The following is a 26,629-nucleotide window of genomic DNA, read 5'->3' as shown; positions in this document are numbered from 1 at the left end:
CGGGACCGGTGGGTCCTAGCTGTAGAGCTCGCTCTTGGGCGCGTTGTTCTTGACCTTCTGCCAGCCCAGCCACAGCACCAGGGCGAAGAACGGGACGGTCGCCAGGGTCCACAGGCCCAGGTGGAAGACCTCGCCGGTCTTGCTGGTCATGGTGTCGAAGCCGATCAGCACGGTGATGGCCAGCAGCGCGACCAGCCCGGCCCAGCTGGTCCACGGCGAGCCCGGCATGGGCAGGCTGGAGACGCGGCCCTTCTGGTGGCGCAGCGCGATCTGGCTGGCGAAGATGGCGCCCCACGTGAAGATCACGCCGATCGAGGCGGTGTTCAGCGCGAGGTCGAAGGCGTGCGAGCCGCCGAGCCAGATGTTCAGCAGGATGCCCACGAGGTAGAAGGCGGCGATCGCCAGGATGGCCGCGTACGGCACGTGGCGCTTGGACATCCTGGTGAGCCACTGCGGGGCGTGCCCGTTGTTGGCCATGGTGCGGAAGACACGGCCGATCGAGTACAGGCCCGAGTTGCAGGAGGACAGTGCGGCGGTGATGACGATCATGTTCATCACGTCGCCCACCCAGCCGAGGCCCATCTGGCCAAACACGGTGACGAACGGGGACACGCCGGCCTTGTACTGGTCCGAGGGCAGCAGCATGGCCAGCAGCAGCACGGAACCGACGTAGAACACCACAATGCGCAGTACGACGGCGCGGATTGCCTTGGGCACTTCGCGCTTGGCGTTTTCCATCTCACCGGCGGTGATGCCGACGAGTTCGATGCCGTTGTAGGCGAAGATCACGGCGTTGAGCACGAGGACCATCACCAGGGCGCCCTTGGGGAACATCCCGCCGTCGTCGGCGAAGAGGTTGGCGACTGAGGCGTGGCCCGTGCCGACTTTGGCGTTGGTGACCACCATGAAGGTGCCCACGGCCAGGAAGATCAGGATGGCGCCGACCTTAAGGCAGGACGCCCAGAATTCAAACTCGCCGAACGCCTTGACGCTGAGCAGGTTGACGGCCACGAGCAGCGCGAGGGCGGCAATCGCGGAGGCTTCCACCGGCACGTTGGGGAAGAAGAACTGGAAGTACAGGCCGATCGCGATCAGTTCGGCGATCCCGGTCATGCCCCAGTTGATGAAGTACATCCAGCCGGAGAGGAAGGCGCCCTTCTTGCCGAACATTTCGCCGGCGTAGCTGACGAAGGAGCCCGAGGTCTGGCGGTACATGATGAGTTCGCCCAGCGCCCGCATGAGCAGGTAGGCGATCACGCCGGCGATGGCGTAGGAGAAGATCAGCGCCGGGCCCGTGGAGGCCAGGCGTCCGCCGGCGCCCATGAACAGGCCGACGCCGATTGCGCCGCCCATCGAGATCATCGTCACGTGGCGCCCGCTCAGGGTCTTCTTATAGCCCTCGGCGCTGAGGGTCGAGTCGACGGCGGATTCCGCGGGCGCGCTCTGGAGTTCTGTGGGGGTAATTGATGGCACAACGGTTCCTTGTAGGTCGGATTATGGCCGGGACGGGACCGGGATTCGGTTACATTCCATTCGGGTTTCTGCCCGGTGGGACAGCAAGATGTACCGAACCTCACAAGGAGTCAAACCCTCGCGCGGCTCATCCATCGTACTGGAATTCCCGGACCGGCCGTGACGCGGGCAACAGCAGTCAGGCGCTATGCCTAATTAATGACACCAAATCTGCCAAATAGCCGAATAATGTTCTATTTGGTCCGCGCAGGCTCCGGCGAATCGTTCTGCTACGCCAGGGCGCCGTCGCGCATCGAGTACCGGAGCCAGTTACCGGCGCCGTTTCCGTGCCCGGTTTCCTGCCTGGCGCCGTGCCTTGTTTCTCGGCTCGTTCCTCGCCGGGCGCAGGTGCTGAACCACTCACCCAGCGCGCGGTCGTGGCTGACCATGACCAGTGTCCCTGCGAACTCGGACAGGGCCGCTTCAAGCTGTTCCACCAGCACGGGCGCCAGGTGGTTGGTGGGCTCATCCACCAGCATCGTCCCGAAGCCGCCCAGCAGGAGCCGGGCCAGCGCCAGCCTGCGTTGCTGCCCCGCGGATAGGCTGCCCACCGGCACGTGGAATTCGCTGGTCCGGAAGAGCCCCAGGCGCAGCAGCGCCTCGGCGTGCTCATCGACATTGCCGCCCAGGCCCGCGGCAAAGGCGGGCAGGAGCCGCAGTCCCGGGCGCTGCGGGAGTTCCAACTCCTGCTGCAGATAGCCGATCCGGCCGTGCCTCACCACTTTGCCCTGGGCCGGTTCCAACGTGCCGGCGAGGACGGAGAGCAGCGTGGACTTCCCGGCACCGTTGGGGCCCGTAATGAGGATCTTCTGGCCGGCTTCCACCCGGAAATCCGTGGGTTCCAGCCGGCCGGGCACCGCGACCCCCTTCGCCTCGAGCGCCGGGCCTTCGGCCACGTCCGCCCGCAGATCCGTTGCCAGTTTCAGGGGTACTGGGGGACGGTCAATCGGGTTTGCCTCCAGCCGGCGCAGACGCTCCTGGGCGTTGCGGACCTTGCTGGTGGCCGCCTTCTGCCACGTGCCGGCCTTGAAGTCGAACCCCATCTTGTCGCCGTCGCGCTGGCGGGCGTAGCCCATCTTGCCGGCAACCGTGTCCGCCTGGAGCCGTTCGGCCGCCATCGCGTCCAGCCACCCGTGGTACTGCTGTGCCCAGCGCTGGCGCTCGGCAGCCTTCTCCCGCAGGTAGCCTTCGTAACCGTTGCCATACCGGTTGACCGACCGGCGCTCGGCATCGACCTCAATCACGGTTGAGGCCACTTTGCGCAGCAGCACGCGGTCGTGGGAGACCACCACCACCGTGCCGCGGTGCGCGGCCAGCCGCGCCTCCAGCCAGGCCGTACCGCTGGCGTCCAGGTGGTTGGTGGGTTCGTCCAGGAGCAAAATGTCCGCGGGATCGGCGAGAACGCAGGCCAGTGCCACCCGTTCCTGTTCCCCGCCGGAGAGCGAGCCCAGCGTCCGCATCCGGTCCAGCCCGCCCAGGCCGAGCCTGTCCAGCGCCGCTTCCACCCGGGATTCCGCGGCGTAGCCTTCCCGGAGCTGGTACTGCGTCTGCAGGTTTCCGTAGCGCTCCAGTTCGTCAGCTTCCGCGCCGGCCAGCCCGTCCTCCAGACGGTCCAGCTCGGCCTCCAGCGCGCGGAGCGATTCCAGTGCGGCGTCGATCGCGTCGCTGACAGTGAACAGCTCCGGCAGGCCGTGGGTCTGGGCAAGGTAGCCCACGCGGCCGTGGCTGACGGACGTGCCCTCGTCCGGGGCCTCAAAACCGGCCAGGATCCGCAGCAGTGTGGATTTGCCCGCGCCGTTTTCGCCGACGATCGCCACATGTTCACCGGCCGTGATGGCAACGTCGACGCCGGCAAAGAGCTGGCGGTCCCCATAGCCGTGGGATACGCCCGAAAGGCGGAGATGTTCGCTCAAGGAGTCCTCGCAGTAGGTGCCAGCCTGCCCGACGGCGGCTTGCGTCCTCAGTATGGCACCGCCGGCCGCCACTGGGCACTGAGGCCCCGGGCACTGAGGCGGGTGCCGCCGTCGGGCGTCAGGTCTGCGATGGCGCCGGGGATCAGCTGGACCGCGTCCTCCTGCCTCGGCACTAGGCTGGGGGCATGGGCACAGCTCTCCGTACACCACCCGCGCCGCAGCCGGAGCTTTACCGGTTCTCCCGGCTGGATTTCATCACTGTTGGACTCTATGTTGCCGTGGCCGGTCTATTCGCCGTGGCGGGCAGCCTGCTGGAGCCGCTGCTGCTGCAGATATCGCCCAATCCTGCGGTGGCGTCCTACGCGGTGAACCTGATCTTCTACGCAACGGTCGGCGTCCTTGCCCTGACCGCCGCGCGGCATGTTGCGGTCCGTGATCTCCGCGTCCTTGCCACAAGGCCCTGGTTCACGGCCCTCATGGTGCCGCTGACCGTCGTGGCGATGCTCATTCTCACCGCGGTTCTCGTGGCCCTCAGCGGACCTGTGCAGACCTCCGCCAACCAGGCGGGCCTTCAGGCGCTCATGCAGCAGGTCCCGGTCTGGCTCATGGTCCCCCTGCTGGTGTTGGTCGGCCCGTTCGTCGAGGAGTACATTTTCCGCCATTTGCTGATCGGCAAACTGAGCCGCCGGGTCAACCTCTGGGTCTGCTGCATCATGTCCGTGGTCCTCTTCGCGGCCCTGCACATCGTGGGCCAGGAGCAAATGACCCTGCAGGTGCTGATGCCGTACCTTGCCATGGGCGCCGTCCTGGTGTTCGTGTACGTCTGGACCGGGAAGAACGTGATGTTCTCCTACTTCGTCCACGCCTCCAAGAACCTCCTGGCGGTCGTCTTCATCTACGCCATTCCGCCCGAGGTGCTCGAACAGCTGCAGCAAGTGCAGGGGTAACCGAAGCAGCGCGGCGGCGCATGGCACCCGGCTCCCCTCTGGTTGTTCGCCGGCGCATGCGTTATCTTGAGGGCACTTCGCGATGGTTTGGGAGGGCTGGAGCGGCAACCTTGTATTGGGGAGGACTGCCATGAAAGCCCACGCCCACCGAATGTTCGCACTCCCGGCAGCTGCGGCGATGACGACACTTCTCGCGCTGAGCGGCTGCGTGTCCCTTCCCGGCGCCGCACCGACTGCACCGGCTGCACCGGCCACCCCAACGGCCACGTCTGCAGCGCCGGCGACCCCGCCGCCAACCAGCCAGGCGGCCGTCACGGCACCCGACCCGGTCGCTACCGGAAGCCGACAGCCGGGCGGGTGGGCCGGCACCGTCGCGAGTGTCCGCTCCGGAGTAGCAAAGATCAACGTCACGCTGTGCGACGCAGGCGGCGTCGGTACCGGTTTCCTCATCGAGAATGACCTCATCGTCACCGCCGCACACGTCGTGAAGGACCAAGCCGCCATCAGCATCAGCCTCGGAACAGAGATCTCGAGCGCGCAGGTACTCGGTATTGATGAGGCGGCCGACCTTGCTCTTTTGCGCACCGCCCGCCCGGTCAGCGGCCACATCTTCGACTTCGTCAGCGCTCCCCCGGCACTGGGCGAAGACGTGGCGGCGCTGGGCTTTCCCCTGGACGCCGACCTGACCTTCACCGCGGGACGCGTCAGCGGACTGAACCGGGAGCAGACAATCGGCACAAGGACGGTCAGCAACCTGATCCAGACCGACGCCGCCATCAATCCTGGAAACAGCGGCGGCCCGCTGCTGACCATGGACGGCAAGGTGGCAGGAGTCGTGAGCTCCAAGCGGGCCTGGGTTTTCGGTGCAGGCAGCGAAGGCAACTACAGTGCCGAAGGCACGGCCTTCGCTGTGGATGCCCGCAAGGCTGTCCTCGCCGTCGAGAGCTGGAAGAACCGCACCACTTCGCTGTCCCCTACAAGCTGCGGCCTGCCGGCACCGGCAGACACCAGCGCGATAGACGTTACGGTGAATTCCGATCACCCGCAGGCCGCCAACATCACCCAGAGCCTGGTATTTCATGGCCAGTCCATCAACCGCGGCGCATACGACCTCGCGTTCGCCATACTGACACCCGAGATGCAGGACCGGATGGGTGGACTCGAGACATGGCGGGAGGGGCTCGGCTCGTCTTTCTGGCGCACGCTGGAGGTCGAGGACGTATCCGCTGCCGGACCCGATCTCACGGCGTCCGTCCGGCTGAGGACCGTTCAGGACGCGCAGCACGGGCCCGACGGGCAGTCCTGCTCGGAATGGAAGCTCGACTACCTGATGACCTGGGATGGATCGATCTGGCGGATCGCGGACTCCCTTACGCCGCAAGGGCCTCCGGTGCCTTGCGGCGCCTGAACCCTACCGCCGCGGGCCGCGACGTCGTAGGTTCTTCCCATGACACTGAAAATCCAGATAGTCGTCGACTGCAAAAACCCGCACGAGCTCGCCGATTGGTGGGCCGAAACCCTGGAATGGGCCGTGGAGCCGCAGGATGAGGTTTTCATCCACTCCATGATCGAGCGGGGCTTCGCGACGGAGGCGGAGACCACCACGCACCGGGGCCAGCTCGTGTGGCGCGAGGGTGCCGCGATCCGCCCGCCCGAGGAACTCGACGCCAAGGCGCCCGCCCACCGCGTATTGTTCCAGATTGTCCCGGAGGAAAAGACTGTCAAGAACCGGGTCCATTGGGACGTGCGGCTCTCGGGAGGGGACAAGGACGCCGTGCGGGCCGCCCTTGAAGCGCGCGGCGCCACGTTCCTCTGGTCCGCCAGTCAGGGACCGCATTCCTGGCACACCATGGCGGACCCGGAAGGCAACGAGTTCTGCATCAGCTGACGCGATTACTAGACTCGGACTGTGAGCAACGAAATCCCCGCCAAGGTATCCGACGTCTTTGACCCCTCCCGGTGGCGCACCGTGTCCGGTTTCGACGACTTCCAGGACATGACTTACCACCGGCAGGTGGAGCGCTCCGCCGACGGGGAGGTGGTCCGGGACCTGCCCACCGTCCGCATCGCCTTCGACCGCCCCGAGGTCCGCAATGCCTTCCGGCCCGGCACCGTGGACGAGCTCTACCGCGCCATGGACCATGCCCGGATGACCCCGGACGTGGCCACCGTCCTGCTCACCGGCAACGGCCCCTCCTCCAAGGACGGCGGCCACTCGTTCTGCTCGGGCGGGGACCAGAGGATCCGCGGCCGCGACGGGTACCGGTACGTAGTACAAAACTCAGCCGACGGCGAGACCAAGGAATCCATCGATCCCGCCCGCGCCGGCCGGCTGCACATCCTGGAAGTCCAGCGGCTCATGCGCACCATGCCCAAGGTGGTCATCGCCGTCGTCAACGGCTGGGCAGCCGGCGGCGGGCACTCCCTCCACGTGGTCTCGGACCTCACCATCGCCTCCCGCGAGCACGGCAAGTTCAAGCAGACCGACGCCACCGTGGGAAGCTTCGACGCCGGCTACGGCTCGGCCCTCCTGGCCCGCCAGATCGGCCAGAAGTCCGCCCGGGAAATCTTCTTCCTGGCCCGCGAATATTCGGCCGAGGACATGGTCCGGATGGGCGCCGTGAACGAGGCCGTGGACCACGGACGCCTCGAGGAGGTCGCCCTGGAGTACGCCGCTGACATTGCCCGGCAGTCCCCGCAGGCCATCCGCATGCTCAAGTTCGCGTTCAACCTCGCCGACGACGGCCTGGCCGGCCAGCAGGTCTTCGCCGGCGAGGCGACCCGCCTGGCGTACATGACGGACGAGGCCGTGGAGGGCAAGGAAGCCTTCCTCGAGAAGCGCGATCCCGACTGGTCCGCTTTCCCGTACTACTTCTAAGGCGCGCTGTGACTTCCGGAGCCATGAACATCGAGCCTGCGCTCAAGGCGCTGGCTGCTGCCCTCCACGGCGAGGGGCCCGCCGTCGAACTCTCCGCCGGGCCGGACGGCTCGCCGGTGCTGGGATTTCCTGACACGGCCGGCATCGAGGACGCGGCCGTCGTGGTCCGGACCTCCGGGTCCACCGGCACGCCGAAGGCGACCGTCCTGACCGTCGATGCCCTGGCGGCCTCGTCTGTGGCGACCGCCTTTGCGCTCAAGGGCGAGGGCCAGTGGCTGCTGGCCCTTCCCGTCCAGTATGTGGCCGGCGTCCAGGTGCTGGTCCGCTCGCTTTTTGCCGGGACCCGCCCGTGGGCCATGGACCTCTCCGGCGGTTTTTCGCCGGAGGCCTTCACCGCCGCGGCGCTGGAGCTCACGGACAAGCTCCGTTTCACCTCGCTGGTGCCCACCCAGCTCCAGCGCCTGCTGGACGCGCCCTCCGCCGAGACGCTGGCGGTGCTGCGGCGCTTCAACGCCATCCTGCTCGGCGGCGGACCCGCGTCCGCGCAGCTGCTCGACGCGGCCCGGGACGCCGGCGTGCGGGTGGTGACTACCTACGGCTCGTCCGAGACCTGCGGCGGGTGCGTGTACGACGGCTTCCCGCTCGAGGACGTCCTGGTCAGGGTGGAGGACGACGGCCGCATCCTGCTGGGCGGGGCAACCATTGCCGCCGGCTATCTTCAGGCCCCAGAGCTCTCGGCAGCGGCGTTCATCGAAGCGGACGGCGTCCGCTGGTACCGGACCAATGACCTCGGTGAACTGGACGCCGACGGCCGGCTCACCGTGCTCGGCCGGGCCGACGACGTCGTCATCACCGGCGGCGTCAAAGTTTCCGCCGCCCATGTCCAGGCTGAGCTGGAAAAGCTCGACGGCGTGCGGGCGGCTTTTGTCGCCGGTGTGCCGTCCGCGGAGTGGGGCCACGCCCTGGCCGCGTACGTCGCAGTGGCCGACAGTTCCCCGGAAGGGCTGGCGGCGTTCGCCGACCGCCGGAACCAGACCTGGGCACCGTCGCTGGGCGCACTGGCCCCGAAAACCGTGCTGCCCGCCGCGGAACTGCTCATGCTGCCCAACGGGAAACCGGACCGGCTGGGCATGACGGTCCGGCTGGACGCCCTCCATCAGGGAAAATAGACAAGCGCTTCCGGCTTCCGGCCGGCAACTCAAACCACCAACGAGCATTCAACCAACCAACGAGGTACTGACCGTGGCCACAGCCGCACAATGGATCCAAGGCGCGCGACTGCGCACCCTGCCGGCCGCAATCGCACCGGTGCTGATCGGCAGCGCAGCCGCCTACGAGATGGATTCGTTCATCCTGCTGAACGCCGTGCTGGCCGCCCTGGTCGCCCTGCTCCTGCAGATCGGCGTCAACTACGCCAACGACTACTCGGACGGGATCCGGGGCACGGATGAGGACCGGGTGGGTCCGCTCCGGCTGGTGGGCTCGGGGGCGGCCAGCCCGGAGCACGTCAAACGGGCCGCGTTCGCAGCCTTCGGGCTGGCGATGCTGTTCGGCCTGATCCTCGTGATCATCACGCAGGCCTGGTGGCTGATCCTGGTCGGCGTCGGCTGCGTGCTGGCCGCCTGGGGTTATACCGGCGGCAAGAACCCGTACGGCTATCTCGGCCTGGGCGACGTCTTCGTGTTTGTGTTCTTCGGCCTCGTCGCAACGCTGGGCACCACGTACACGCAGGCGGGGCAGTTGAGCCTGGCCGCGATCATTGGGGCGATCGGCACGGGGCTGATCGCGTGCGCCCTGCTGATGGCCAACAACGTCCGCGACATCCCGACCGACAGGAAGGCGGGGAAGAAGACCCTGGCCGTGCGGCTCGGGGACAAGCATGCGCGCGAAAGCTATGTGCTGATGCTGGCCGTCGCGATCCTGCTGGTCATCGTCCTGGCCCCCGCCCGGCCCTGGATGCTGATCGTGCTCCTGCTGATCCCCGCCAGCCTCATGCCGTCCTGGCTGATGATCGCCGGGCGGCGCCGCAAGAGCCTGATCCCGGTCCTGAAGCAGACCGGACTAATCAACCTCGGCTTCGCCGCGCTGTTTTCAATCGGGCTCGTCCTCAGCCACGGGTTCTAGGCGGGGGCTTCTAGGCCGCGGGCTCAGGGCCGCGGGCTCCCGGGGCTTCAGGGGACCAACCCGGGGGCTCAGGGCCGCGGTTTCCCGGGGCTTCCAGGGGCTGCAGGGGACCAGCCCGGGGGCTCAGGGCCGCGGGCTCCCGGGGCTTCAGGGGACCAACCCGGGGGCTCAGGCCCCCGGTTGCCGGGGCCACAGGGGACCAGCCCGCGGGCTCAGGGCCGCGGGCTCCCGGGGCTTGCAGGGCTTCAGGGGACCAGGCCGGGGGCTCAGGCCCCCGGTTGCCGGGAATCTTTGGGGCGGTCGTCCGTGCGGACGGCAATGTCGGGGTTCTCGTCCACGAGGCGGTCTTCGGCCTCGGCGTCGGCCACCTCTCCTGCGCTGCGCATCGGCTTGGCCTTGCCCGAGAACCGGTGGTGGAGCGTCGCGGTGGCCGCGTCGCGCTGCTTCTGGAAGAACAGGAAGCTGACGGCGAAGGACATCATCCCGGCGCACAGGGCGGCTAGGAGCACCCCCAGCTGCAGGTAGAGAAAGAGCGCAAACAAGGGCGCAAACAGCGCCAGTCGAATAAGGGTGTATTTGAGGAAAGCCACGCCTCAAGTTTAGCCGCCAGGACGGCGCGCTGCTTCGGCCATCCCGCTCCCCTCGTCCGCGGTGCCGGCAGCCTGCACCCGGGCATAGTGACCGGCGCCGTCGAGGCGCCCGACGGCTAGACTGAAGGTATGCTCCGTGTAGTGGTTCCGATCGTCATACTGGCCGTGTTTGTCTATGGACTGGTGGACCTCATCCGCACTGACGCGCGGCTGACCAGGGGCATCTCCAAGACCGCCTGGATTTTCGTGCAGGTCCTCCTCCCCGTGGTCGGCGCCACGCTGTGGTTTCTCATGGGACGCCCCCGGGCCACGGACACCGCACCGGTCGCCTACAGCCACCCGGTAGCGCCCGATGACGACCCCGAGTTCCTGCGCAACCTTGAGATCCGCCACCGCAACCAGGCCGAGGCCGACAGGCTCAAGAAGCTCAAGGAAGAACTCGACGCCAAGGACCGCAAGAACGACGCCGGCAACGCGGAAGCCGGCGGCAGCGAAGGCGCCGGCGGTGCCCACGAACCCGGCGACGCCGGAACGCCCGGCACCGACGAGGTCAAGTAACAATCACGTAGCAGTCCAGTAGCACCGTTCCGTGCATCCATCTGCGGCCGTTCGCCGCAGATGGCCGGAATCCCACGCTCCAAGCGGCCACCTCCGGCAAACGGCCGCCACTCATCCGCGCCCGCCCCTGCTGCCCACACCGCTTCGGGCCATTGCGTCCGCGCACCGGGCCAAGACGCCCCTTCCCATCTCCGGCGGTCCCCCGTCCCGCCATCCCCCGTCACCCCGGCCATCTGCGGCCGTTGGCCGCAGATGGCCGGAATCCCACGCTCCAAGCGGCCACCTCCGGCAAACGGCCGCCACGCATCCGCGCCCGCCCCTGCTGCCCACACCGCCCACTTCTCCCCCACACCCTGCCCGCGCTGTGGATAACCTCCAAGCCCCATCGGCGCGGGCGCAGAATACCCGTATGCGCCCGCCCAGTGAGCTCCCCCCGCATCTTCGAAACCAGCCCTTCACCGTGGCCGAGGCCCGCACTGCCGGGGTGGGGCGACGACGGACCCGGGCCAGGGATCTCGTCAGCCCCTGTTACGGGGTGCGCGCGACCGCCGCCACCCCGGACAGTTTGCTGAAACGTGTGCATGCCCTGAGGGCCGTGACGGGCGCAATCGTGAGCCACCTGTCAGCGGCAGTGCTGTGGGGATTTCCCCTGCCGCAGGCCTTGGAGAACCTGGCTGTCATCCATCTGACGAGTCAGCCGGGCCAGCGGGCGGTGCGGCATAAGAATGTGGTGGGCCATCAGCAGGCACTCGAACCGGAGGAGATCGTGGCTGGGGTAAGGGTTAGCTGCACCTCCCCACTGCGGACGTGGTTCGATCTCGCAGGCATACTAGGCCTCGATGACTTGGTGATCGCCGGAGACTTCCTGCTGCGGCGGAGAAATCCATTGACCACGATCCAGGAGCTGGACGAGTTCCTCGCCGGGAAGCAAGGCAGGGCGGGCTACCGGCGGGCTATGCAGGCCCGGTCCCTGATACGCGCCGACACGGACTCCCCCAAGGAGACCGAACTCCGGCTGCTCCTGATTCGGCATGGCCTGCCCGAACCCGCAATCAACGTGCCCATGTTCGATGAGACCGGCGGCTGGATCCAGGACCCGGACCTCGCCTACGAAGAAGAAAAGATCGCGGTTCAGTACGACGGCGGGCATCACGCCAGTCCGGCCCAGCGTCGCAGCGACATCTTCCGGGATGAGAACGCGAGGGACGCCGGGTGGCGCGTCGTCGTCTTGACCCAATGGCACTTGACCCCGCCCGGCCCTGGGATGGAGCCTGTCGCCGTTACCCGCGTGCGTACGGCGCTGATGGAGCGCGGCTGGACTCCCGGCCCTGGCCCGAAGCCCGGGCAACGTCACCGTGCCCGCCCCCAGGCGCACCGATCTGACGCGAATGGCCGCTAAGCGCATGGACTGAGCGGCCATCTGCGGCGAATCGATGGGGCGGGCCCGCGCAGCCACCTCCGGGCCCGCGCCCAGTCGCCCGGCCCCAGCCCACGGCCGCGGCAGCCGTGCCCTCACACCCCCCCCATGCCGCACCGCCCAACCCCCGTGCAGCGTACCGATCTGACGCGAATGGCCGCTAAGCGCATCGGCTTAGCGGCCATCTGTGGCAAATCGAGGGAGCGCGGGCCCACACAGTCCCGGAAGGACCCGGAAGCACCCGGCCCGGGTGCGGTTATGGGCCCGGGTGCGGTTATGGGCCCGGGTGCGGTTATGGGCCGGGGTGCGGCTTACAGTCCCGAGTAGGAATGCAGGCCGTTGAAGAACTGGTTCACGATCGTGAAGTTGAAGACCACGCACAGGTAGCCGACGATCGACAGCCAGGCAGCACGGGTTCCGGTCCAGCCGCGGGTGGCGCGGGCGTGCAGGTATCCGGCGTAGACGACCCAGATCACGAACGTCCAGACTTCCTTCGTGTCCCAGCCCCAGAACCGGCCCCAGGCTTTCTCCGCCCAGATGGCGCCGAACATGAGCGTAAACGTCCAGCCGACGAACGCGATCGCGTTGATGCGGTAGGACAGGTTCTCCAGGCTCAGGGCGTTCGGGACCAGGCGCATGAACCCGAGCTTGTCGGCTCCGCCAGCGGCGATGGTCTTCTGCCGGTGCGACTGCACGAGCTGCAGCGCGGACATTGCGAAGGTCAGGGTGAACAGGGCCGAGGACATTACCGCGATGGAAACGTGGATGATCAGCCAGTAGCTCTGGAGCGCCGGCACGAGGTGGCCCACGGGGGTCCAGAAGGCGATGGAGGCGGCAACCAGCATGATGATGGCCAGGCCGATCACGAACGTGCCCAGGAAGCGCAGGTCGCGGCGGATCAGCACCAGCAGGAAGACGGCCACGGCCACGAACGCGCCCGTGGTGAGGAATTCGTACATGTTGCCCCACGGCACCCGGCCGGCACCGAGCGCGCGGGTGATCACGCCGGCCGCATGAATCGCGGCGCCGAGGACGGTCAGCGCGACGGCGACGCGGGCGGGGGCACGCCGCTCGCCGGCGTAGCGCATGCTGCCGTCGGCGGTCTGGCCCGCGCCTGCGGCGGTGCCGGGGCGGGAGGTGGCCGACGTCGGACGCTCGGCACGGCCTGCCGGGCCGCTGACGTCCGCATCGGAGCGGGCGGCGTCGGCTCCGGCGGCCCCCGCACCGACGCCCACGGGAACGCGCGCGGCATTGGCCTCGGCCGCCGCGCCGGAGAGCTCCGCGGCCTTGAGATCCACCGCGCGCAGCGTCTTGCTGCTCTTGGCCAGGTCCCAGGCGAAGGCGATGAACGCCACCGTGTACGTGCCCGCGGCCAGCAGCATGAACAGCTCGCTGTACTGGCCCATGGTTTCGTTGATCGAGAACGGCATTACTGATCCTTCTTCGACTCGGAAGAGCCGGCTGTTGACTGGATGAAGTCTTCTGCGGGTTGTTCAGGAGCGGCGTGCGTGCCGCTGGCACCATTCGCGGCGGTATCCGCCCGGTCATTATCCGCTGTTGCGCTGGGAGCGGGCTGGGAGCCGGTCGCGGCGTCATCGCCCAACAGCCAATCGTCGGAAAGGAGTTTCCGGATTGCCGCGGCCTCCCCGGCCAGGCGGTGGTCCTCACCGCGGGCCAGGAGACCATACTCCACCATGGTGCGGCCGTCCTCGTGGGTGCCGGTGCGGACCCAAACACGGCGGCGGTTCACATAGAGCGAGGTCACAAGCCCGGCCACGGCCAGGAGCGCGAAGATCAGGGCGTACAGCTGGCCGGGGTTGTGGTGGATGTCCACGCCGATGTAGCGCTTGACGCCGTCGAAGCTGATGGAACCTTTGCCGTTCGGCAGCGTGTAGCTGCTCCCGGGCGCCAAAACGATGCCCTTGGTGTCCAGGTTGCGGGCGTTGAGCGGCGTCAGTTTCTTGACGTCGAGCTCGAAGACGTTCTGCGGGGAGCCCGCGTCCAGGCCGAGGTCGCCGAAGTAGGAATTCAGGGTCAGCTGCGGGTTGATGAGCTCCGGATCACCGCTGAAGGACACGCCCTTGTCGGTGACAAACGCCGTCGGCAGGAAGAACCCGGCGAAGGCGAGCTGTTCGGGTTTTGCGTCCGGAACCTTGATCACCACGGAGGAGTAGTAGTTCTCGCCCTGGAGCTTGGCCACCACGGGTCCCTGCATGGCAACATTGCCCGCGCCGTCGCGAATCGTGACGACGGGAGCGTAGCCGTTGCCGGTGAGGTACACGCTGGTGCCGCCGAGGCTGAGGGGGTCGTTGACCTTGAGCACCTCCTTCTTGGCGGGTGCGTCCGGGTTTTCCTTCGTGGTCACGGCGGCGGTGAAGTCGATGGGCTGACCGAACTTGCCCTTCGATTCACGGTCGAAGGTGATGTCGAACTTGTCCAGCTGGACCGAATAGGGCTGCAGCTGGCTGCTCTGGAAATTGGTGCCGGGGGTGAACTGGTCGTAGCCGACGAGGGTGTTGACGAACGTGTCGCCCTCCACCAGGATGCGCTGCCCGCTGTAGCCGAAGAGGCCGCCGGCCGCCACCGAAACCAGCACTCCGATCAGCGCGGTGTGAAAGACGAGGTTGCCGACTTCCTTCAGGAAGCCGCGCTCGGCGCCCAAGGACGGGCGGGCGCCGTCGCGGTCCCGCACGTCGACGCGGTAGCCGCGCTTTTTCAGCAGCTCGGCGGCGTCGGTGATGGCGGCCGACGCCGGGATCCCGGCGTCGGCCGGAATCACCAGGGTGCCGTATTCGGGGAGCCTGGACAGGCGGGCGGGGGTGCGCGGGGGCTGGGAGCGCATCGCTTTGTAGTGCGCGATGGCGCGCGGGATCACGCAGCCAATCAGCGAGACGAACAGCAGGATGTAGATCGCGGAAAACCAGGCAGAGGAGTAGACGTCGTAGAGCTGCACCGAGTCCAGGATCGAGCCGTAGTCCGGGTGGTCCTTGATGTACTGCGTGACAATCGCCGGGTTGGCCGGGCGCTGCGGGAACAGCGAGCCGGGCACGGCGGCGACGGCCAGCAGCAAGAGCAGGAACAGGGCTGTGCGCATGCTGGTCAGCTGCGTCCACGCCCACCGGAGCATGCCCAACGGACCCAGCGTGGGCAGGACGGCCTCGGGCTTCGGGGACTTCTTCTTTTCGTTCACGCGCTCGCTCATCAGATTGGCAAATTCACATCGGTTTGGAACCAGTACTGCAACCCGGAGACCCAGGTGCCCCACACACCGCTCGCCATCAGGATCCCAAGCAGGATCAGGATGCCGCCGCCGGTGCGCTGGATGGCGAGCCGGTGGTTGCGGAAGAAGGACATCACGCCAATGCCGCGGCGCACGGCCAGGGCGATCAGCAGGAACGGGATTCCCAGCCCAAGGCTGTAGACAAACGCCAGGAACGCCCCCTTGGCCGCCGAGGAGCCGCCGGAGAGGCTAAGGAGCTGGACGGCCGAATACGTCGGACCGATGCACGGTGCCCAGCCCAGCCCGAAGGTGATGCCCAGCAAGGGCGCGCCCCAGAGACCGGCCGGGGGTTTGGCATGGATCTTGGCATCGCGCTGGAGCCAGCCGAAGCCGCCCATGAACACCACGCCCATGACGATCACCAGGACGCCCAGCAGCTGGGTGATCCACATGTTCTGCGAGCCCGTGATGAAGCTGCCCAGCTGCCCGAAGGCGCCGCCGAGCAGCACGAAGATCACGGAGAAGCCCAGGACGAACAGCCCGATGCCGGCCAGCATGCGCCCGCGCCTTTGCTTCTGCAGGTCGACGCCGGTCAGTCCCGTGACGTAGCCCAGGTATCCGGGCACCAGCGGGAGGACGCAGGGCGAGAGGAAGGAGACCAGTCCGGCCAGCAGCGCGACGGGAATGGCAAGCAGCAGCGATCCGTTCAGGATGGCTTCGGCGAAGGGGCTGTTCACGGTGGGGCCCCGCTACTCGGCCACGGCGGCGGCGATGAGGGACTTCAGGGTGCCCTGCTGGATTTCGCCCAGGACCCGGGATGCGACGCGGCCCTGCTTGTCCAGCACAAGGGTGGTGGGCACGGCGCCGGGCGGCACGAGGCCGGAGACGGCCAGCAGCACGGCGCCGTCCTTGTCATTGAAGCTCGGGTACGTCAGGTTGAAGGTCTTGTCGAACGCGTCGGCCGTGGCCTTCTCATCGCGCAGGTTGACGCCGAAGAACTGTACGCCCTTGGTCTTGAATTCCTGGTTCAGCGCCTCGAGGGAGGGCGCCTCGACCCGGCAGGGGGCGCAGGCGGCAAACCAGAAGTTCAGCACGGTGACCTTGCCCGGGAAGTCCGCCGACGTGACGGCCGTGCCGTCGAACAGCGTCCCCTTGAGCGCCACGGGACTCTTGCGGTCCGCGACGGCGAACTCGGTGACGGACCCGTCGCCGGCCACGTAGTTCTTGTTGTCCCCGGCCTTGGCCTGTTTGGCGAGGGCGTCGTCCTGGGCGCAGCCGGACAGCCCGAACACCGCGGCCAGCGCGGCCCCGCCGGCGGTCAGGACGCTGCGGCGGGACAAAGGCATGTATTCGCGGCGGTTCGCGGCCATGGTCAGGCTCCCGGGGTGCTGGCGGCACCGGGCAGCAGGGCGGAAGCGGGCTCGCTGTAGTCGACGCGCACGAGGCCGCCGGCGTCGTCGAACACCAGGGACGTCAGGGACGTCAGGGTGCATTCGCGCTTGCGCGGGTCGTGCCACAACGGCCGGCCTTCGGCGCTGAGCCGCGTGGCCCAGATGGGCAGCTGGTGGCTGACAAGGATGGCTTCGGCCCCGTTGCCGCCCAGCTCGATGGCACGGACACGTGCGTCCTGGACGGCCGCGATGACCCGCGCGGCCTGCTCCTTGTACGGCTCACCCCAGGAGGGCCGCAACGGGTTGTACAGCCGGGCCCAGTGTTTGGGACGCAGCAGCTCCGCCTTCGAGACGCGAAGGCCCTCAAAGTAGTTGGCGGCCTCGATGATGCGGGATTCGGTGGCAATCTCCAGGCCCAGGGCGTCGGCGATCGGCTGCGCCGTCTCCTGCGCGCGGGTCAGTGGGGACGCGGCGAGGTGGACGATCCCGGCCCCTTGCGCGGACCGCTCCCTGAAGTGTTCCGCCAGGGTGCGGGCCATCTCCCGGCCGAGTTCGGAGAGGTGGAATTCCGGCAGCCTGCCGTACAGGACACCATCGGGATTGTGGACCTCGCCGTGGCGGAGCAAATGAACAGTGGCTTGGGGCATGTCTACCAGTTTCTCAAAGATGCCGGTCGATCTGAAATCTTCTACGGGAGGTAGAACTGATGAGTTTGGAAAAATGTTCCCCGGAGTTGGAATAAAAGATGCAAATGCATGTTTATACTGGGTGAAGCAGTTAGTTGAGATTTCAACCAATGATGCTTCAACTAGCGATCAGACGAACCACCGCAGTACCAACCCGACTCAAGGAGAACCACCATGGCACTTCCCGCAAACGTCACCACCGGCACCTGGACCCTCGACCCGTCGCACAGCGAGATCGGCTTCACCGTCCGCCACGCCGGCATCAGCAAGGTCCGCGGTCAGTTCACCGACGCCGCCGCCACCCTGGACCTCGCCGAGAACGTCACCGACTCCAAGGTCAACGCCTCGATCAAGACCGCAAGCTTCGACTCCGGTGACGCCAACCGCGACGGCCACGTCCGCGGCGAAGATTTCTTCGACGTCGAGACGTTCCCGGAGATCTCCTTTGTCTCCAACACCATCGTCCCCAAGGGCGACGCCTACGAGCTCCAGGGCGACCTCACCATCAAGGGCATCACCCGCCCCGTGGCCCTCGAGACCGAATTCAACGGCGTGGCCGTCGATCCCTTCGGCAACACCCGCGCCGGCCTCAGCGCCGAAACCACGATCAGCCGCAAGGACTTCGGGCTGACCTGGAACGCCGTCCTCGAAGCCGGCGGCGTGCTGGTCAGCGACAAGGTTGCCATCAACCTGGAACTGGCCTTCATCGCTCCCGCAGCATAGCCAGCATCAAGCACGGTCGCGGCCCGGTCACTCCCGTCCGCGCCTGACGGCCGACGCCGGTCAGCCGGCTCCAGCGCCCCGCTTCATCTTCGCGATGAAGCGGGGCGCTGTTGTTTTTCGCCGCTGCTGCCTGCCCCTCTTGGGCGTCGCCGTCGGGCACCGCGACGCGGCTGCAGACTCCCTAGATAACAAGGAAACGGCGGTCTACAGTGAGAGCCATGAGCAACCCGAGTGATGTACCTCCGCAGCAGCCGGGCGCCCAGCCGCCGGCGTCGGGCAGCGTCCCGCCCGCCGGCCCACCGCAGCTTCCCGCCAACCCGCCGCCCCCTCCGGGGTACCAGGCACCGCCGCCGGGGTACCAGGCACCGCCTCCCGGGTACCAGGCACCGCCTCCCGGGTACCAGGCACCGCCTCCCGGGTACCAGGCACCGCCGCCGGGGTACCAGGGCCAGCCGGCGTCGGCCGGCGGATTCCGCTTCGAGATGCCCACCGACCGCCCCAGGAACTTCGGCGATGCACTGCCTGCCGGCGGGCTATCCGGCATGTTCAAGGTCGCTGCAATGCCCACCGAGCTGAAGGTCTCCTACTGGATCTGGCTGATCGGCGGGCTCCTGGGCCTCCTCGGTGGAGTCATCGGGTTGTTCGGGTCCTTCGTCCTGGTCGCCTTCGCGCCGGCGATCGGGCTCCTGGTGCTGCTGCTCGTGATCGTGGCGCTCGCACTGGCAACCGCTCAGATCATCCTTGCCATGAAGATGAAGGAAGGCCGGGAATGGGCCCGCTTCGCCCTCACCATCCTTGCCGGCATCTCCCTGGTGCTGACACTCATCAGTTCCGGCATCGCCGACGGCCGGGCGGGCGGAGGCCTGCCGGGCTTCCTCATCAGCCTCGTGGCGACCGTGCTCATGTGGCTGCCGAATGCACAGGCCTGGTTTGCCGCCAACCGGGGCCGAATCTAGGCCTGCCGCCACACAGGGCACCCGCGGAATCGTGGCAGCGCCAGGGCTCCCCCGCCGCCACGCGCCGGCCATCGAATGAGGCTTGAGAATACCTCTCCGGAATGATCCACACGACGGCCGGCCCGCGGTACGGTTGAGCTAAACCATGCTGGGGGCAGGGCAGGATCTCTGATCCCGGTGGCCGATTCGATCGACACGCAAAGGACCGCTTCATGAGCAATCCCCCAGTCCAGCCCCCGCCTCGCAACGGCTCCGAGCCGGGCGGGGAATCCACTCCGGCGCCGCAGGCACCGCAGTACGGCCAGAACGCCCCGCAGGCACCGCAGACACCGCAGTACGGCCAGCAGACACCCCCCGCCTACGGCCAGAACGCCCCGCAGACGCCGCAGTACGGCGAGCAGACACCCCCCGCCTACGGCCAGAACGCCCCCCAGACGCCGCAGTACGGCCAGCAGACACCCCCCGCCTACGGCCAGAACGCCCCCCAGGCACCGCAGTACGGCCAGCAGACACCCCCCGCCTACGGCCAGAACGCCCCCCAGACGCCGCAGTACGGCCAGAACGCCCCGCAGGCACCGTACGGCCAGTCCCAGTACGGCCAGTCGCCGTACGGCCAGTCCCCCTACGCCCAGTACCCGTCCGAACAGCCGCAGGCTCAGGGCGCGGTTCCCCAGTTGGTCAATACGTCGTTCTGGCTGATCATCGCAGCCGGAGCCTTGTGGGTCATCTCCATGCTGGTATCCCTGGGAACCCTGGACACCCCTGCCGTCAGGGACATGTTCGAGCAGCAGATGGCAGCGAGCGGCACGAGCGTCGATTTCGAATCCATCAAGGGTGTCCTGATCGGCACGATCGTGGTGTTTGCCGCCATCAGCGCCGGGCTGTACGCCCTCGTGGCATTCAATGTCCGCAAGGGCAAGAACTGGGCCCGCATCCTGGGCACCGTGTTCGCCGCGTTGTCGGTCTTCAACATCATCCCGCTCAGCCTCGCCACCCTGGCGGCACTCGTGGGCATTGCGGCTATCGTGCTGCTTTACCTGCCCGCGGCAGCGCCGTATTTCCAGAAGCGGCAGCCCCTTGCCAACCCCTATGGACAGCCCGGAGCCCCCTTCGGGAAGTAGCTTCGCCAGGAACAACCCAGCGGGGTACCACTCAGCGGGCGCGGGAACCGGAGGGCTGGCCGATCTTAGTCGGCGTCTTCCGGGTCCTGCGCCCTCTGTGCGTGGTAGGCCAGAATCTGCAGTTCCGTTGCCATGTCCACCTTGCGGAGGTTGACTCCCGGGGGGACCTGCAGCATCACCGGCGCGAAGCTGAGGATGCTCCGCACGCCGGCGGCTATCACCCGGTCGCAGACGTCCTGGGCCACCGCCGCGGGCAAGGCGAGGACCACCATGTTGGCACCGGTGCGCTGCAGTACCGGCTCAAGGTCGGCGGCGTCGCTGACCCGCAGCCACCCGACTTCACTGCCCACCACCATCTGGTCGGCGTCGAAAATCGCCACAATGTCAAAGCCTCGAGACTCGAATCCGCCGTACCGGGCCAGAGCTTTGCCGAGGTTGCCCGCACCGACGATCGCGACTTTCCAGTCGTGCGTCAGCCCGAGGGCAGCGGCGATGTTGCGGTTGAGGTACTGGACCTCATAACCGACACCCCGGGTTCCGTAGGAGCCGACATAGGAGAGGTCCTTGCGCAGCGTCGAGGAGCTGACTCCGGAGGCCTCGGCCAGCGACTCGGACGAGACCCGGTCCACCCCGTCAGCCAGCAGCGTGGTCAGGGCGCGCAGATAGATGGTCAGCCGGGCCACGGCCGCGGGCGGAATCTGTTTGGCCGCAGTCCCGGCTCCCCCGGGGACAGGCCCGGGAGATGAATCCAGCGAAGTCACTATCTGCTCCATTGCGTCGCGTTGTGCTTCCCACTCTAGAGCCCCCGCGCATCACGCAACAAAGCACCCCGCCGTCAGGAGGGCTGGTCGAGGACCCGTTGCAGGGTCCGGGTCAGGCGGCCCTCGTCGATCTTCCAGAAATCCCGCTGGACGCCGTTGACCAGCACCACCGGGATCTCCTCGGCGAAGCGTTCCCGCAGACCGGCGTCGTCGTCCACCGATTTTTCCGACCAATCTAGTCCGAGCGCAGCGGTGACCCGGCCGACGGCGGCACGCGCCTCTGTGCACAGGTGACAGTCGGCCTTGGTGATCAGAACTACATCAGGTAAGTGTGCGGGTTTGGCCATGCATCCACCGTAGCCCGGCGGCCACTTCGGCGTCGACGCGCGGAGCAGTCCGCCCGGGTCCGGGGCCGTCCTGCCCTCGCGTCGCGCGTCCCGCGGGCGGCCGGGGGCCCGTCATTGACTAGACTCGTGGCATGCCCGAGGAGAAATACGTCATTGTGGCCAATGAGCCTGCTGCATCGACGCAGCACGGCGAGGCCGCATTTTTCGACGTCGACAACACCCTCATGAAGGGCGCAAGCCTTTTCCATGTCGCCCGCAAGCTTCACCAGCGTGGCGCCTTCACCCTGCCGCAGGCTGCCGGGTTCGCCTGGAAGCAGTTCATGTTCGTGCTGCGCGGCGAAAACATGGATGACGTCCATGCAGTCCGCGATTCCGCCCTGACGCTGGCCGCCGGCATCACGGCCAAGGACATCGAGGCGTTGGGCGAAGAGGTCTACGACGAGATGATTGAGTCGCGGATCTGGCCGGGGGCAAAGGCCTTGGCCGAGCAGCATCTCCGGGTCGGGCGCAGGGTATGGCTCGTCACGGCGACGCCGATCGAGGTGGCCACTGTCATTGCCGCCCGGCTGGGCCTGACCGGGGCGCTGGGCACAGTGGGCGAGATCATGGACGGCTCGTACACGGGACGGCTTGTGGGCGAGATCCTCCATGGACCGGCCAAAGCCGTCGCAGTCCAGGAAATTGCCGAGGAGCAGGGCCTGGACCTGAGCCGCTGCTGGGCGTACAGCGATTCCCACAACGACATCCCGTTGCTGAGCATGGTGGGGCACCCCGTTGCCATCAATCCCGACGCCAAGCTGCGCCGCTACGCCCGCGAGCACAACTGGCCGGTCTACGACTTCCGTGCCGGCCGGCGCGCCGCCACTCTGGGCTTCAAGGCCGCGACGGTCGGAGGGGCCATCTACGGCCTGTGGCGGGGGTTCTCCCGCTTCCGCGGCCCCAGCCGCTAGGCCGCCCGCGGCTTCCGCTGCGGATTCGGACAGGCGCGGCGCGGATCAGGGCCGCCGCCCTCTGGTTCCGCAGCCCGCGTCCGAATCCGGTGCGAATTTACGCGCCACCTCCTCGCCACCTCCTCGGCGTCTCCCCGGCCCGCCCCAACGCAAATCAACCGCCGAAGGCAAGAAAAATGCCCGTCGCCTGGAAGGCAACGGGCATTTCATGCATTTCGAAGTATTGCTACTTCTTATTGCGACGCTGGTGGCGCGTCTTGCGAAGCAGCTTGCGGTGCTTCTTCTTGGCCATACGCTTGCGACGCTTCTTAATAACTGAACCCACGAAAGTTCCTTACCGGCTAGATGCAGTACCTGCCTGTTGGGAAGGGTCCGCGGGCTAAGCAGCAGACTGAAACAACTGACAGGTTCTTACAATGACGTAAAACGTTCCTTAACAGGGTACCGCCTCTGCGAGGCACCCCACGACCGCGGGCCCCGTGCGGGACCCAAAGCAGTCGATTCACGCTGTGATTGTTGCCGCTGACTGATCAGCCAGTTCCGGCGTGGCCGTCATTCCGGTCGACGACGGCACCCTTGAGGTACTGCTCGACGGCGTTTTCCGGCACGCGGTAGGAGCGGCCGAACCGCACGGCCGGCATCTCCCCCGAATGCACAAGACGGTACACAGTCATTTTCGATACCCGCATAAGTTCCGCGACTTCGGCCACGGTCAAAAAACGGGCCTTGGAGAAGTTGGCCTCCGTAGACATTTCCCTATTCCTTTGCTCAAGCGAACGGCAGCCCCACCTGTTGACATGGCGGTGTGCCGATGCTGAGCCATCAAACAACCATGTGTTAGCAACACTAGTTGCTCATGGTGCCAAAGTGAAAGACTTCCTCAGGAATCCCCGCACGATTTCCGCAGGAATCTCGAAAATCCCGCGGCACGCTCCTTCTCCTGCTCCTCCCTCAGGCACGGGTCCGCCGCGTGCGGGCCGAGGCGGCCAGCTGGCCCAGTACCGACGCCGTCACGTCCCAGTCCATGCAGGCATCAGTGACGCTCTGGCCGTAGACCAGCCCGTCCCGTCCGGAGCCGGTAACGGCGTTGACATCAAGGTTCTGGGCCCCGCCCACCAGGAAGCTCTCGAGCATGACGCCGGCGATGGCCCCGGCGGCGGCTCCGGCATTTTCCAGCTGCGCACCGATTTCGAGGGCGACCTCGGCCTGGCGGTGGTGGTTTTTGCCGCTGTTGGCGTGGCTGGCGTCGACGATCAGACGGGGGTTGAGCTGCTTCGCGGCGAGTTTCGCTGAGGCCGCTTCAACATCGGCGGCTGAGTAGTTGGGGCCCTTGCGTCCGCCGCGGAGGATGACGTGGGTGTCCGGGTTGCCGGCGGTAGCCACAAGCGCCGCCCGGCCGTCGTCGTCGATCCCGAGGAACGCCTGGGCGGCAGCGGCGGCGCTGCACGCGTCCAGCGCCACCTGGAGATCGCCGTCGGTCCCGTTCTTGAAGCCGATCGGCATCGACAGCCCGGAGGCCAACTGGCGGTGGATCTGGCTCTCCGTGGTGCGGGCGCCGATCGCGCCCCAGGCGACCAGGTCCGCGACGTACTGGGGGCTGATTGGCTCAAGGAACTCGGTGGCGGTGGGCAGGCCGAGGGCGGTGACCTGGCGCAGGAAGGACCGGGCCGCGCGCAGGCCCGCGGCGATGTCGTGGCTGCCGTCCAGCCGGGGGTCGTTGATCAGGCCCTTCCAGCCCACCGTGGTGCGCGGCTTCTCGAAGTAGGTGCGCATGACGATCAGCAGGTCTTCGCGGTGCTTCCCTGCCTGGCTGACCAGCCGGCGGGCGTATTCCAGGCCCGCCTTGGGGTCGTGGATGGAGCAGGGGCCCACGATGACGAGCAGCCTGTCGTCCACACCGTCCATGATGGCCCGGACCTCGTCCCGGCCCCGCCCGACCACCTCGGCCAGGCGGGCCTCCAGGGGCAGTTCCGCCATGAGGTCCTGCGGGGTGGGCAGCGGGGTGAACTCGCTGACGCGCAGGTTCGAGGTGGAGTGTTGGGGGCCGGTGGCTGCTTCGATGCTCATATTCGGGTCCTGTTCCGGGTGCGGAGCGGGCCCTGGTCAGAACCCGCCGAAGATATGGCGAAGGGCAGAGAATAATCTCTGCCCTGTTGGCTCTGAAGGAAAGTTGGATGCGTGTCAGTTAGACGCGGGCCCCTCCAGAGCCAACGAAAAATACGCATACCAACGGTTAGTCATAGCGTTGACCATAGCCCCGGAGCCGCGGCCGGAGCAAACGCCGGACGTAACAATCCGCGGCGGCCAGTTCCGGGCGGCCAGGACCAGGTCCGTGGTCGCCGGGCAGGCACGTCGCGGCGGTGTTCGCCGGCACTGCCGCGAAATGACATCTCGACGCACACCGGCACCACCTAGAGTGTGAGGAAACCCAGCACAGCATCCGATCCGCAAATGGAGGCAGCCATGACGCACACCGTCCCGCCCGGCAACCCCGAGGCTCCGACCACTCCCGCGGCCACGGCCCCTGGCCCTGCGGTCTCCGCATCCGGGCACCACACAGCCGCGGCCGCCGGCGGGCTCCCTGCCGCGTTGAAGCGCCGCGTGCCCAAGTACGCCGACCTTGCTCCCCTGATGCAGTTCAAGAAGCCGGAATTCAGCCGGGCCGCCAGGCTGCGCCGTGCCAGCACCATCTGGGACCTGCGGGACATGGCCAAGCGCCGCACACCCCAGGCGCCCTTCGACTACACGGACGGCGCCGCCGAGGCCGAAATCTCCCTCCGCCGCGCCCGCCAGGCGTTCCTGGACATCGAATTCCGGCCCGGGGTCCTGCGGGACGTCTCCAGCATCGACCTCAGCACCGTCATCCTGGGCGGGCCGTCCCGGCTCCCGGTGGGGATCGCGCCCACCGGCTTCACCCGGATGATGCAGTCCGAGGGCGAATACGCCGGCTCCCAGGCCGCCGCAGCCGCCGGCATTCCGTACACCCTCTCCACCATGGGCACGGCGTCCCTGGAGGCCGTGGCCGCCGCCGCACCCACCGGCCGCAACTGGTTCCAGCTGTACCTGTGGACGGACCGGGACCGTTCGCTGGAACTGATCCAGCGTGCCGCCGCCGCGGGAAACGACACCCTCATGGTCACGGTGGACACCGCCGTCGCCGGCGCCAGGCTCCGCGACGTCCGCAACGGCATGACCATCCCGCCCGCGCTGACGCTCAAGACCGTCCTGGATGCGTCCTACCGGCCGGCCTGGTGGTTCAACTTCCTCACTCACGAGCCGCTGACCTTCGCGTCGCTGTCCCGCTACACGGGGACGGTCGCGGACCTCATCAACTCCATGTTCGACCCCACCCTGACCTACGCCGACCTCGACTGGCTGCGCGAGACCTGGAAGGGCAAGCTGGTGGTCAAGGGCATCCAGACGGTCGACGACGCCCGCAGGGTGGTGGACCACGGCGCGGACGGGATTGTGCTCTCCAACCACGGCGGCCGCCAGTTGGACCGGGCACCGGTCCCGTTCCACCTGCTCCCCGAGGTCTCCGCCGCGCTGAAGGCGGACCGCAGCGACGCGGCGATCATCCTGGACACCGGCATCATGAGCGGCGCGGACATCATCGCCGCCCTCGCCCTGGGCGCCGACTTCACGCTGATCGGCCGTGCCTACCTGTACGGGCTCATGGCCGGCGGTCGGGCCGGTGTGGACCGTGCCCTCCAAATCCTGGAGAAGGACATGGAACGCACCATGGCCCTGCTGGGCGTCAGCCGGGTCGCGGACCTCACCCCCGAGCACGTGCGGATCCTCCGCACCTAGCACCTCTGACAAGCCCCTGGCGCCCGAAAGATCGGCTAGGTGCCTTTGGGCGGGGCGGATGGCCGCGCTCATACCCAGGGCGGCATACGCGGGGCAGGAAAGCCTACTTCTTGCGGCCGAATTTGGGCAGGTTGGCCAGGAGATCGGCGGCCCTGGTGGCGGCCCGGCCCACGGTCCGCCCGATCTGCTGGGGCATCTTGTCTTCCCCCGCCGTTCCCACCGGGATGACGACGGCGGGGCTCAGTGGGCTGCCGGCAGGGCGGCCCGCCAGTGCTGCGGCGGGTTGCGCGGCGACCGGTTGTGGGACGGCTGGTTGCGGAACAGCGGCGGCGGCCAGACCTTCCGGGACGGCTGCGGGGCCGGCTTCGGGGTGGAGGGCGGCGGCCGCGTCCGCCGTCGCGGCGGGGCCGACGTCGAACGCCTGCAGCCAGGTGGCGATCCCGGTGAGCGGCTTGGGGTTGAGCGTGTAATACCGCTTCTGGCCCTGGGCGCGCATGCTCACCAGGTCCGCTTCCCGGAGGACTTTGAGATGCTTGGAAATGGTGGGCTGGCTTGCTTCAAGCTCCTGGACCAGTTCCCCCACCGCTTTGTCCCCCTTGCGGAGGGCTATCAGAATGTCACGCCTGGTTGCCTCAGCAATGACGGCAAATACGTCGTCTGTCACCATGCCCTCCACACTAGCGACATATACGCCAGATGGCATCCACGAATTGTTCCGTTGGTGC

27 protein-coding genes are annotated in these 26,629 nt (G+C 67.5%); 13 read left to right on the top strand and 14 right to left on the bottom strand.

The features are described 5' to 3' along the window. Positions 1–15 precede the first annotated feature (15 nt). Both AC1DFR_RS05295 and AC1DFR_RS05290 read right to left on the bottom strand, forming a co-directional pair. Positions 16–1,473, bottom strand: coding sequence for an amino acid permease (locus tag AC1DFR_RS05295; RefSeq protein ID WP_018775070.1), 1,458 nt, complete (start codon positions 1,471–1,473; stop codon positions 16–18). Between the two features lie 269 nt (positions 1,474–1,742). Next, positions 1,743–3,425: an ABC-F family ATP-binding cassette domain-containing protein gene (locus tag AC1DFR_RS05290; protein ID WP_230008319.1), complete on the bottom strand. Its 1,683-nt coding sequence runs from the start codon at positions 3,423–3,425 to the stop codon at positions 1,743–1,745. A 185-nt stretch (positions 3,426–3,610) separates the two neighbouring features. On the opposite strand from AC1DFR_RS05290, the gene AC1DFR_RS05285 reads away from it, so the two are divergent. From AC1DFR_RS05285 to AC1DFR_RS05260, 6 genes are all read left to right on the top strand, one after another. Continuing rightward, a complete protein-coding gene (locus AC1DFR_RS05285; RefSeq protein WP_476850208.1) occupies positions 3,611–4,372 on the top strand; it encodes a lysostaphin resistance A-like protein in 762 nt (253 codons plus the stop codon). Positions 4,373–4,502: 130 nt separating this feature from the next. Continuing rightward, the gene (locus tag AC1DFR_RS05280) at positions 4,503–5,780 is read left to right on the top strand and encodes a S1C family serine protease (RefSeq protein WP_476872899.1); all 1,278 of its coding nucleotides are present in this window, start codon (positions 4,503–4,505) and stop codon (positions 5,778–5,780) included. A 39-nt stretch (positions 5,781–5,819) separates the two neighbouring features. Further along, a complete protein-coding gene (locus tag AC1DFR_RS05275) occupies positions 5,820–6,260 on the top strand; it encodes a VOC family protein (protein WP_476872898.1) in 441 nt (146 codons plus the stop codon). 21 nt (positions 6,261–6,281) lie between these two features. Further along, on the top strand, positions 6,282–7,250 hold the full coding sequence (locus AC1DFR_RS05270) for a 1,4-dihydroxy-2-naphthoyl-CoA synthase (RefSeq protein ID WP_476872897.1): 969 nt from the start codon (positions 6,282–6,284) through the stop codon (positions 7,248–7,250). A 23-nt stretch (positions 7,251–7,273) separates the two neighbouring features. Then, a complete protein-coding gene (locus AC1DFR_RS05265) occupies positions 7,274–8,419 on the top strand; it encodes an AMP-binding protein (RefSeq protein WP_476873030.1) in 1,146 nt (381 codons plus the stop codon). Between the two features lie 73 nt (positions 8,420–8,492). Beyond that, a complete protein-coding gene (locus AC1DFR_RS05260; RefSeq protein WP_028276409.1) occupies positions 8,493–9,374 on the top strand; it encodes a 1,4-dihydroxy-2-naphthoate polyprenyltransferase in 882 nt (293 codons plus the stop codon). 266 nt (positions 9,375–9,640) lie between these two features. Here AC1DFR_RS05260 and AC1DFR_RS05255 read toward each other — a convergent pair whose 3' ends face one another. Continuing rightward, positions 9,641–9,964, bottom strand: coding sequence for a DUF4229 domain-containing protein (locus AC1DFR_RS05255; RefSeq protein ID WP_476872896.1), 324 nt, complete (start codon positions 9,962–9,964; stop codon positions 9,641–9,643). A gap of 129 nt (positions 9,965–10,093) precedes the next feature. On the opposite strand from AC1DFR_RS05255, the gene AC1DFR_RS05250 reads away from it, so the two are divergent. Together AC1DFR_RS05250 and AC1DFR_RS05245 are read left to right on the top strand one after the other, a co-directional pair. Then, positions 10,094–10,522, top strand: a complete 429-nt coding sequence (locus AC1DFR_RS05250) for a PLD nuclease N-terminal domain-containing protein (RefSeq protein WP_223913634.1) — start codon at positions 10,094–10,096, stop codon at positions 10,520–10,522. Positions 10,523–10,931: 409 nt separating this feature from the next. Further along, on the top strand, positions 10,932–11,921 hold the full coding sequence (locus AC1DFR_RS05245) for a hypothetical protein (RefSeq protein WP_476872895.1): 990 nt from the start codon (positions 10,932–10,934) through the stop codon (positions 11,919–11,921). 329 nt (positions 11,922–12,250) lie between these two features. On the opposite strand, the gene ccsB is transcribed toward AC1DFR_RS05245, so the two are convergent. The 5 genes from ccsB to AC1DFR_RS05220 are packed head-to-tail and all read right to left on the bottom strand — an operon-like array spanning position 12,251 to position 17,197. Further along, entirely contained in the window at positions 12,251–13,369 is a 1,119-nt protein-coding gene (gene ccsB / locus AC1DFR_RS05240; RefSeq protein WP_476855544.1) for a c-type cytochrome biogenesis protein CcsB, read from the bottom strand. Beyond that, positions 13,369–15,141, bottom strand: coding sequence for a cytochrome c biogenesis protein ResB (gene resB, locus AC1DFR_RS05235; RefSeq protein ID WP_476870350.1), 1,773 nt, complete (start codon positions 15,139–15,141; stop codon positions 13,369–13,371). The genes ccsB and resB overlap by 1 nt, the downstream gene beginning before the upstream one ends. Then, on the bottom strand, positions 15,141–15,896 hold the full coding sequence (locus tag AC1DFR_RS05230) for a cytochrome c biogenesis CcdA family protein (protein WP_028278104.1): 756 nt from the start codon (positions 15,894–15,896) through the stop codon (positions 15,141–15,143). The genes resB and AC1DFR_RS05230 overlap by 1 nt, the downstream gene beginning before the upstream one ends. Positions 15,897–15,908: 12 nt before the next feature. Then, positions 15,909–16,529 (bottom strand): TlpA family protein disulfide reductase, encoded by a 621-nt coding sequence (locus AC1DFR_RS05225; protein ID WP_476850216.1) that lies wholly within the window; start codon positions 16,527–16,529, stop codon positions 15,909–15,911. Positions 16,530–16,531: 2 nt separating this feature from the next. Then, positions 16,532–17,197, bottom strand: coding sequence for a histidine phosphatase family protein (locus AC1DFR_RS05220; protein WP_476872894.1), 666 nt, complete (start codon positions 17,195–17,197; stop codon positions 16,532–16,534). Between the two features lie 213 nt (positions 17,198–17,410). Here AC1DFR_RS05220 and AC1DFR_RS05215 point away from each other — a divergent pair, with 213 nt between their 5' ends. The 3 genes from AC1DFR_RS05215 to AC1DFR_RS05205 all read left to right on the top strand — a co-directional run bounded on the left by AC1DFR_RS05215 (position 17,411) and on the right by AC1DFR_RS05205 (position 20,036). Continuing rightward, complete coding sequence (locus tag AC1DFR_RS05215) at positions 17,411–17,959, top strand: YceI family protein (protein ID WP_028278101.1); 549 nt, start codon at positions 17,411–17,413, stop codon at positions 17,957–17,959. A gap of 218 nt (positions 17,960–18,177) precedes the next feature. Further along, positions 18,178–18,915: a hypothetical protein gene (locus tag AC1DFR_RS05210; protein ID WP_476872893.1), complete on the top strand. Its 738-nt coding sequence runs from the start codon at positions 18,178–18,180 to the stop codon at positions 18,913–18,915. A gap of 212 nt (positions 18,916–19,127) precedes the next feature. Continuing rightward, positions 19,128–20,036, top strand: a complete 909-nt coding sequence (locus AC1DFR_RS05205; RefSeq protein ID WP_476872892.1) for a Yip1 family protein — start codon at positions 19,128–19,130, stop codon at positions 20,034–20,036. A 65-nt stretch (positions 20,037–20,101) separates the two neighbouring features. Here AC1DFR_RS05205 and AC1DFR_RS05200 read toward each other — a convergent pair whose 3' ends face one another. Continuing rightward, on the bottom strand, positions 20,102–20,797 hold the full coding sequence (locus AC1DFR_RS05200; RefSeq protein WP_079555510.1) for a redox-sensing transcriptional repressor Rex: 696 nt from the start codon (positions 20,795–20,797) through the stop codon (positions 20,102–20,104). Positions 20,798–20,871: 74 nt separating this feature from the next. Next, the gene (locus AC1DFR_RS05195) at positions 20,872–21,144 is read right to left on the bottom strand and encodes a glutaredoxin family protein (RefSeq protein WP_476872891.1); all 273 of its coding nucleotides are present in this window, start codon (positions 21,142–21,144) and stop codon (positions 20,872–20,874) included. 131 nt (positions 21,145–21,275) lie between these two features. Between AC1DFR_RS05195 and AC1DFR_RS05190 the strand changes: the two genes are divergently transcribed. Continuing rightward, the gene (locus AC1DFR_RS05190; protein WP_476872890.1) at positions 21,276–22,094 is read left to right on the top strand and encodes an HAD family hydrolase; all 819 of its coding nucleotides are present in this window, start codon (positions 21,276–21,278) and stop codon (positions 22,092–22,094) included. A gap of 226 nt (positions 22,095–22,320) precedes the next feature. Here AC1DFR_RS05190 and AC1DFR_RS05185 read toward each other — a convergent pair whose 3' ends face one another. The 3 genes from AC1DFR_RS05185 to AC1DFR_RS05175 all read right to left on the bottom strand — a co-directional run bounded on the left by AC1DFR_RS05185 (position 22,321) and on the right by AC1DFR_RS05175 (position 24,161). Continuing rightward, complete coding sequence (locus AC1DFR_RS05185; RefSeq protein WP_003792170.1) at positions 22,321–22,419, bottom strand: 30S ribosomal protein bS22; 99 nt, start codon at positions 22,417–22,419, stop codon at positions 22,321–22,323. 205 nt (positions 22,420–22,624) lie between these two features. After that, on the bottom strand, positions 22,625–22,846 hold the full coding sequence (locus AC1DFR_RS05180) for a helix-turn-helix domain-containing protein (RefSeq protein WP_018775046.1): 222 nt from the start codon (positions 22,844–22,846) through the stop codon (positions 22,625–22,627). 199 nt (positions 22,847–23,045) lie between these two features. After that, on the bottom strand, positions 23,046–24,161 hold the full coding sequence (locus tag AC1DFR_RS05175) for a 3-deoxy-7-phosphoheptulonate synthase (protein ID WP_476872889.1): 1,116 nt from the start codon (positions 24,159–24,161) through the stop codon (positions 23,046–23,048). A 396-nt stretch (positions 24,162–24,557) separates the two neighbouring features. On the opposite strand from AC1DFR_RS05175, the gene AC1DFR_RS05170 reads away from it, so the two are divergent. Continuing rightward, positions 24,558–25,904 carry an alpha-hydroxy acid oxidase gene (locus AC1DFR_RS05170; RefSeq protein ID WP_476872888.1) on the top strand — a complete coding sequence of 449 codons (1,347 nt, stop codon included), beginning with the start codon at positions 24,558–24,560 and terminating at the stop codon, positions 25,902–25,904. A 103-nt stretch (positions 25,905–26,007) separates the two neighbouring features. Here the strand turns inward: AC1DFR_RS05170 and AC1DFR_RS05165 are convergent, their stop codons facing one another. Further along, complete coding sequence (locus AC1DFR_RS05165) at positions 26,008–26,571, bottom strand: ArsR/SmtB family transcription factor (RefSeq protein WP_476855779.1); 564 nt, start codon at positions 26,569–26,571, stop codon at positions 26,008–26,010. Positions 26,572–26,629: the final 58 nt, after the last annotated feature.

This window comes from Arthrobacter sp. 05T410, from assembly GCF_056396505.1.
Note: the sequence above shows the minus strand (reverse complement) of the source record. Positions and strands in the feature narration are given on the sequence as shown.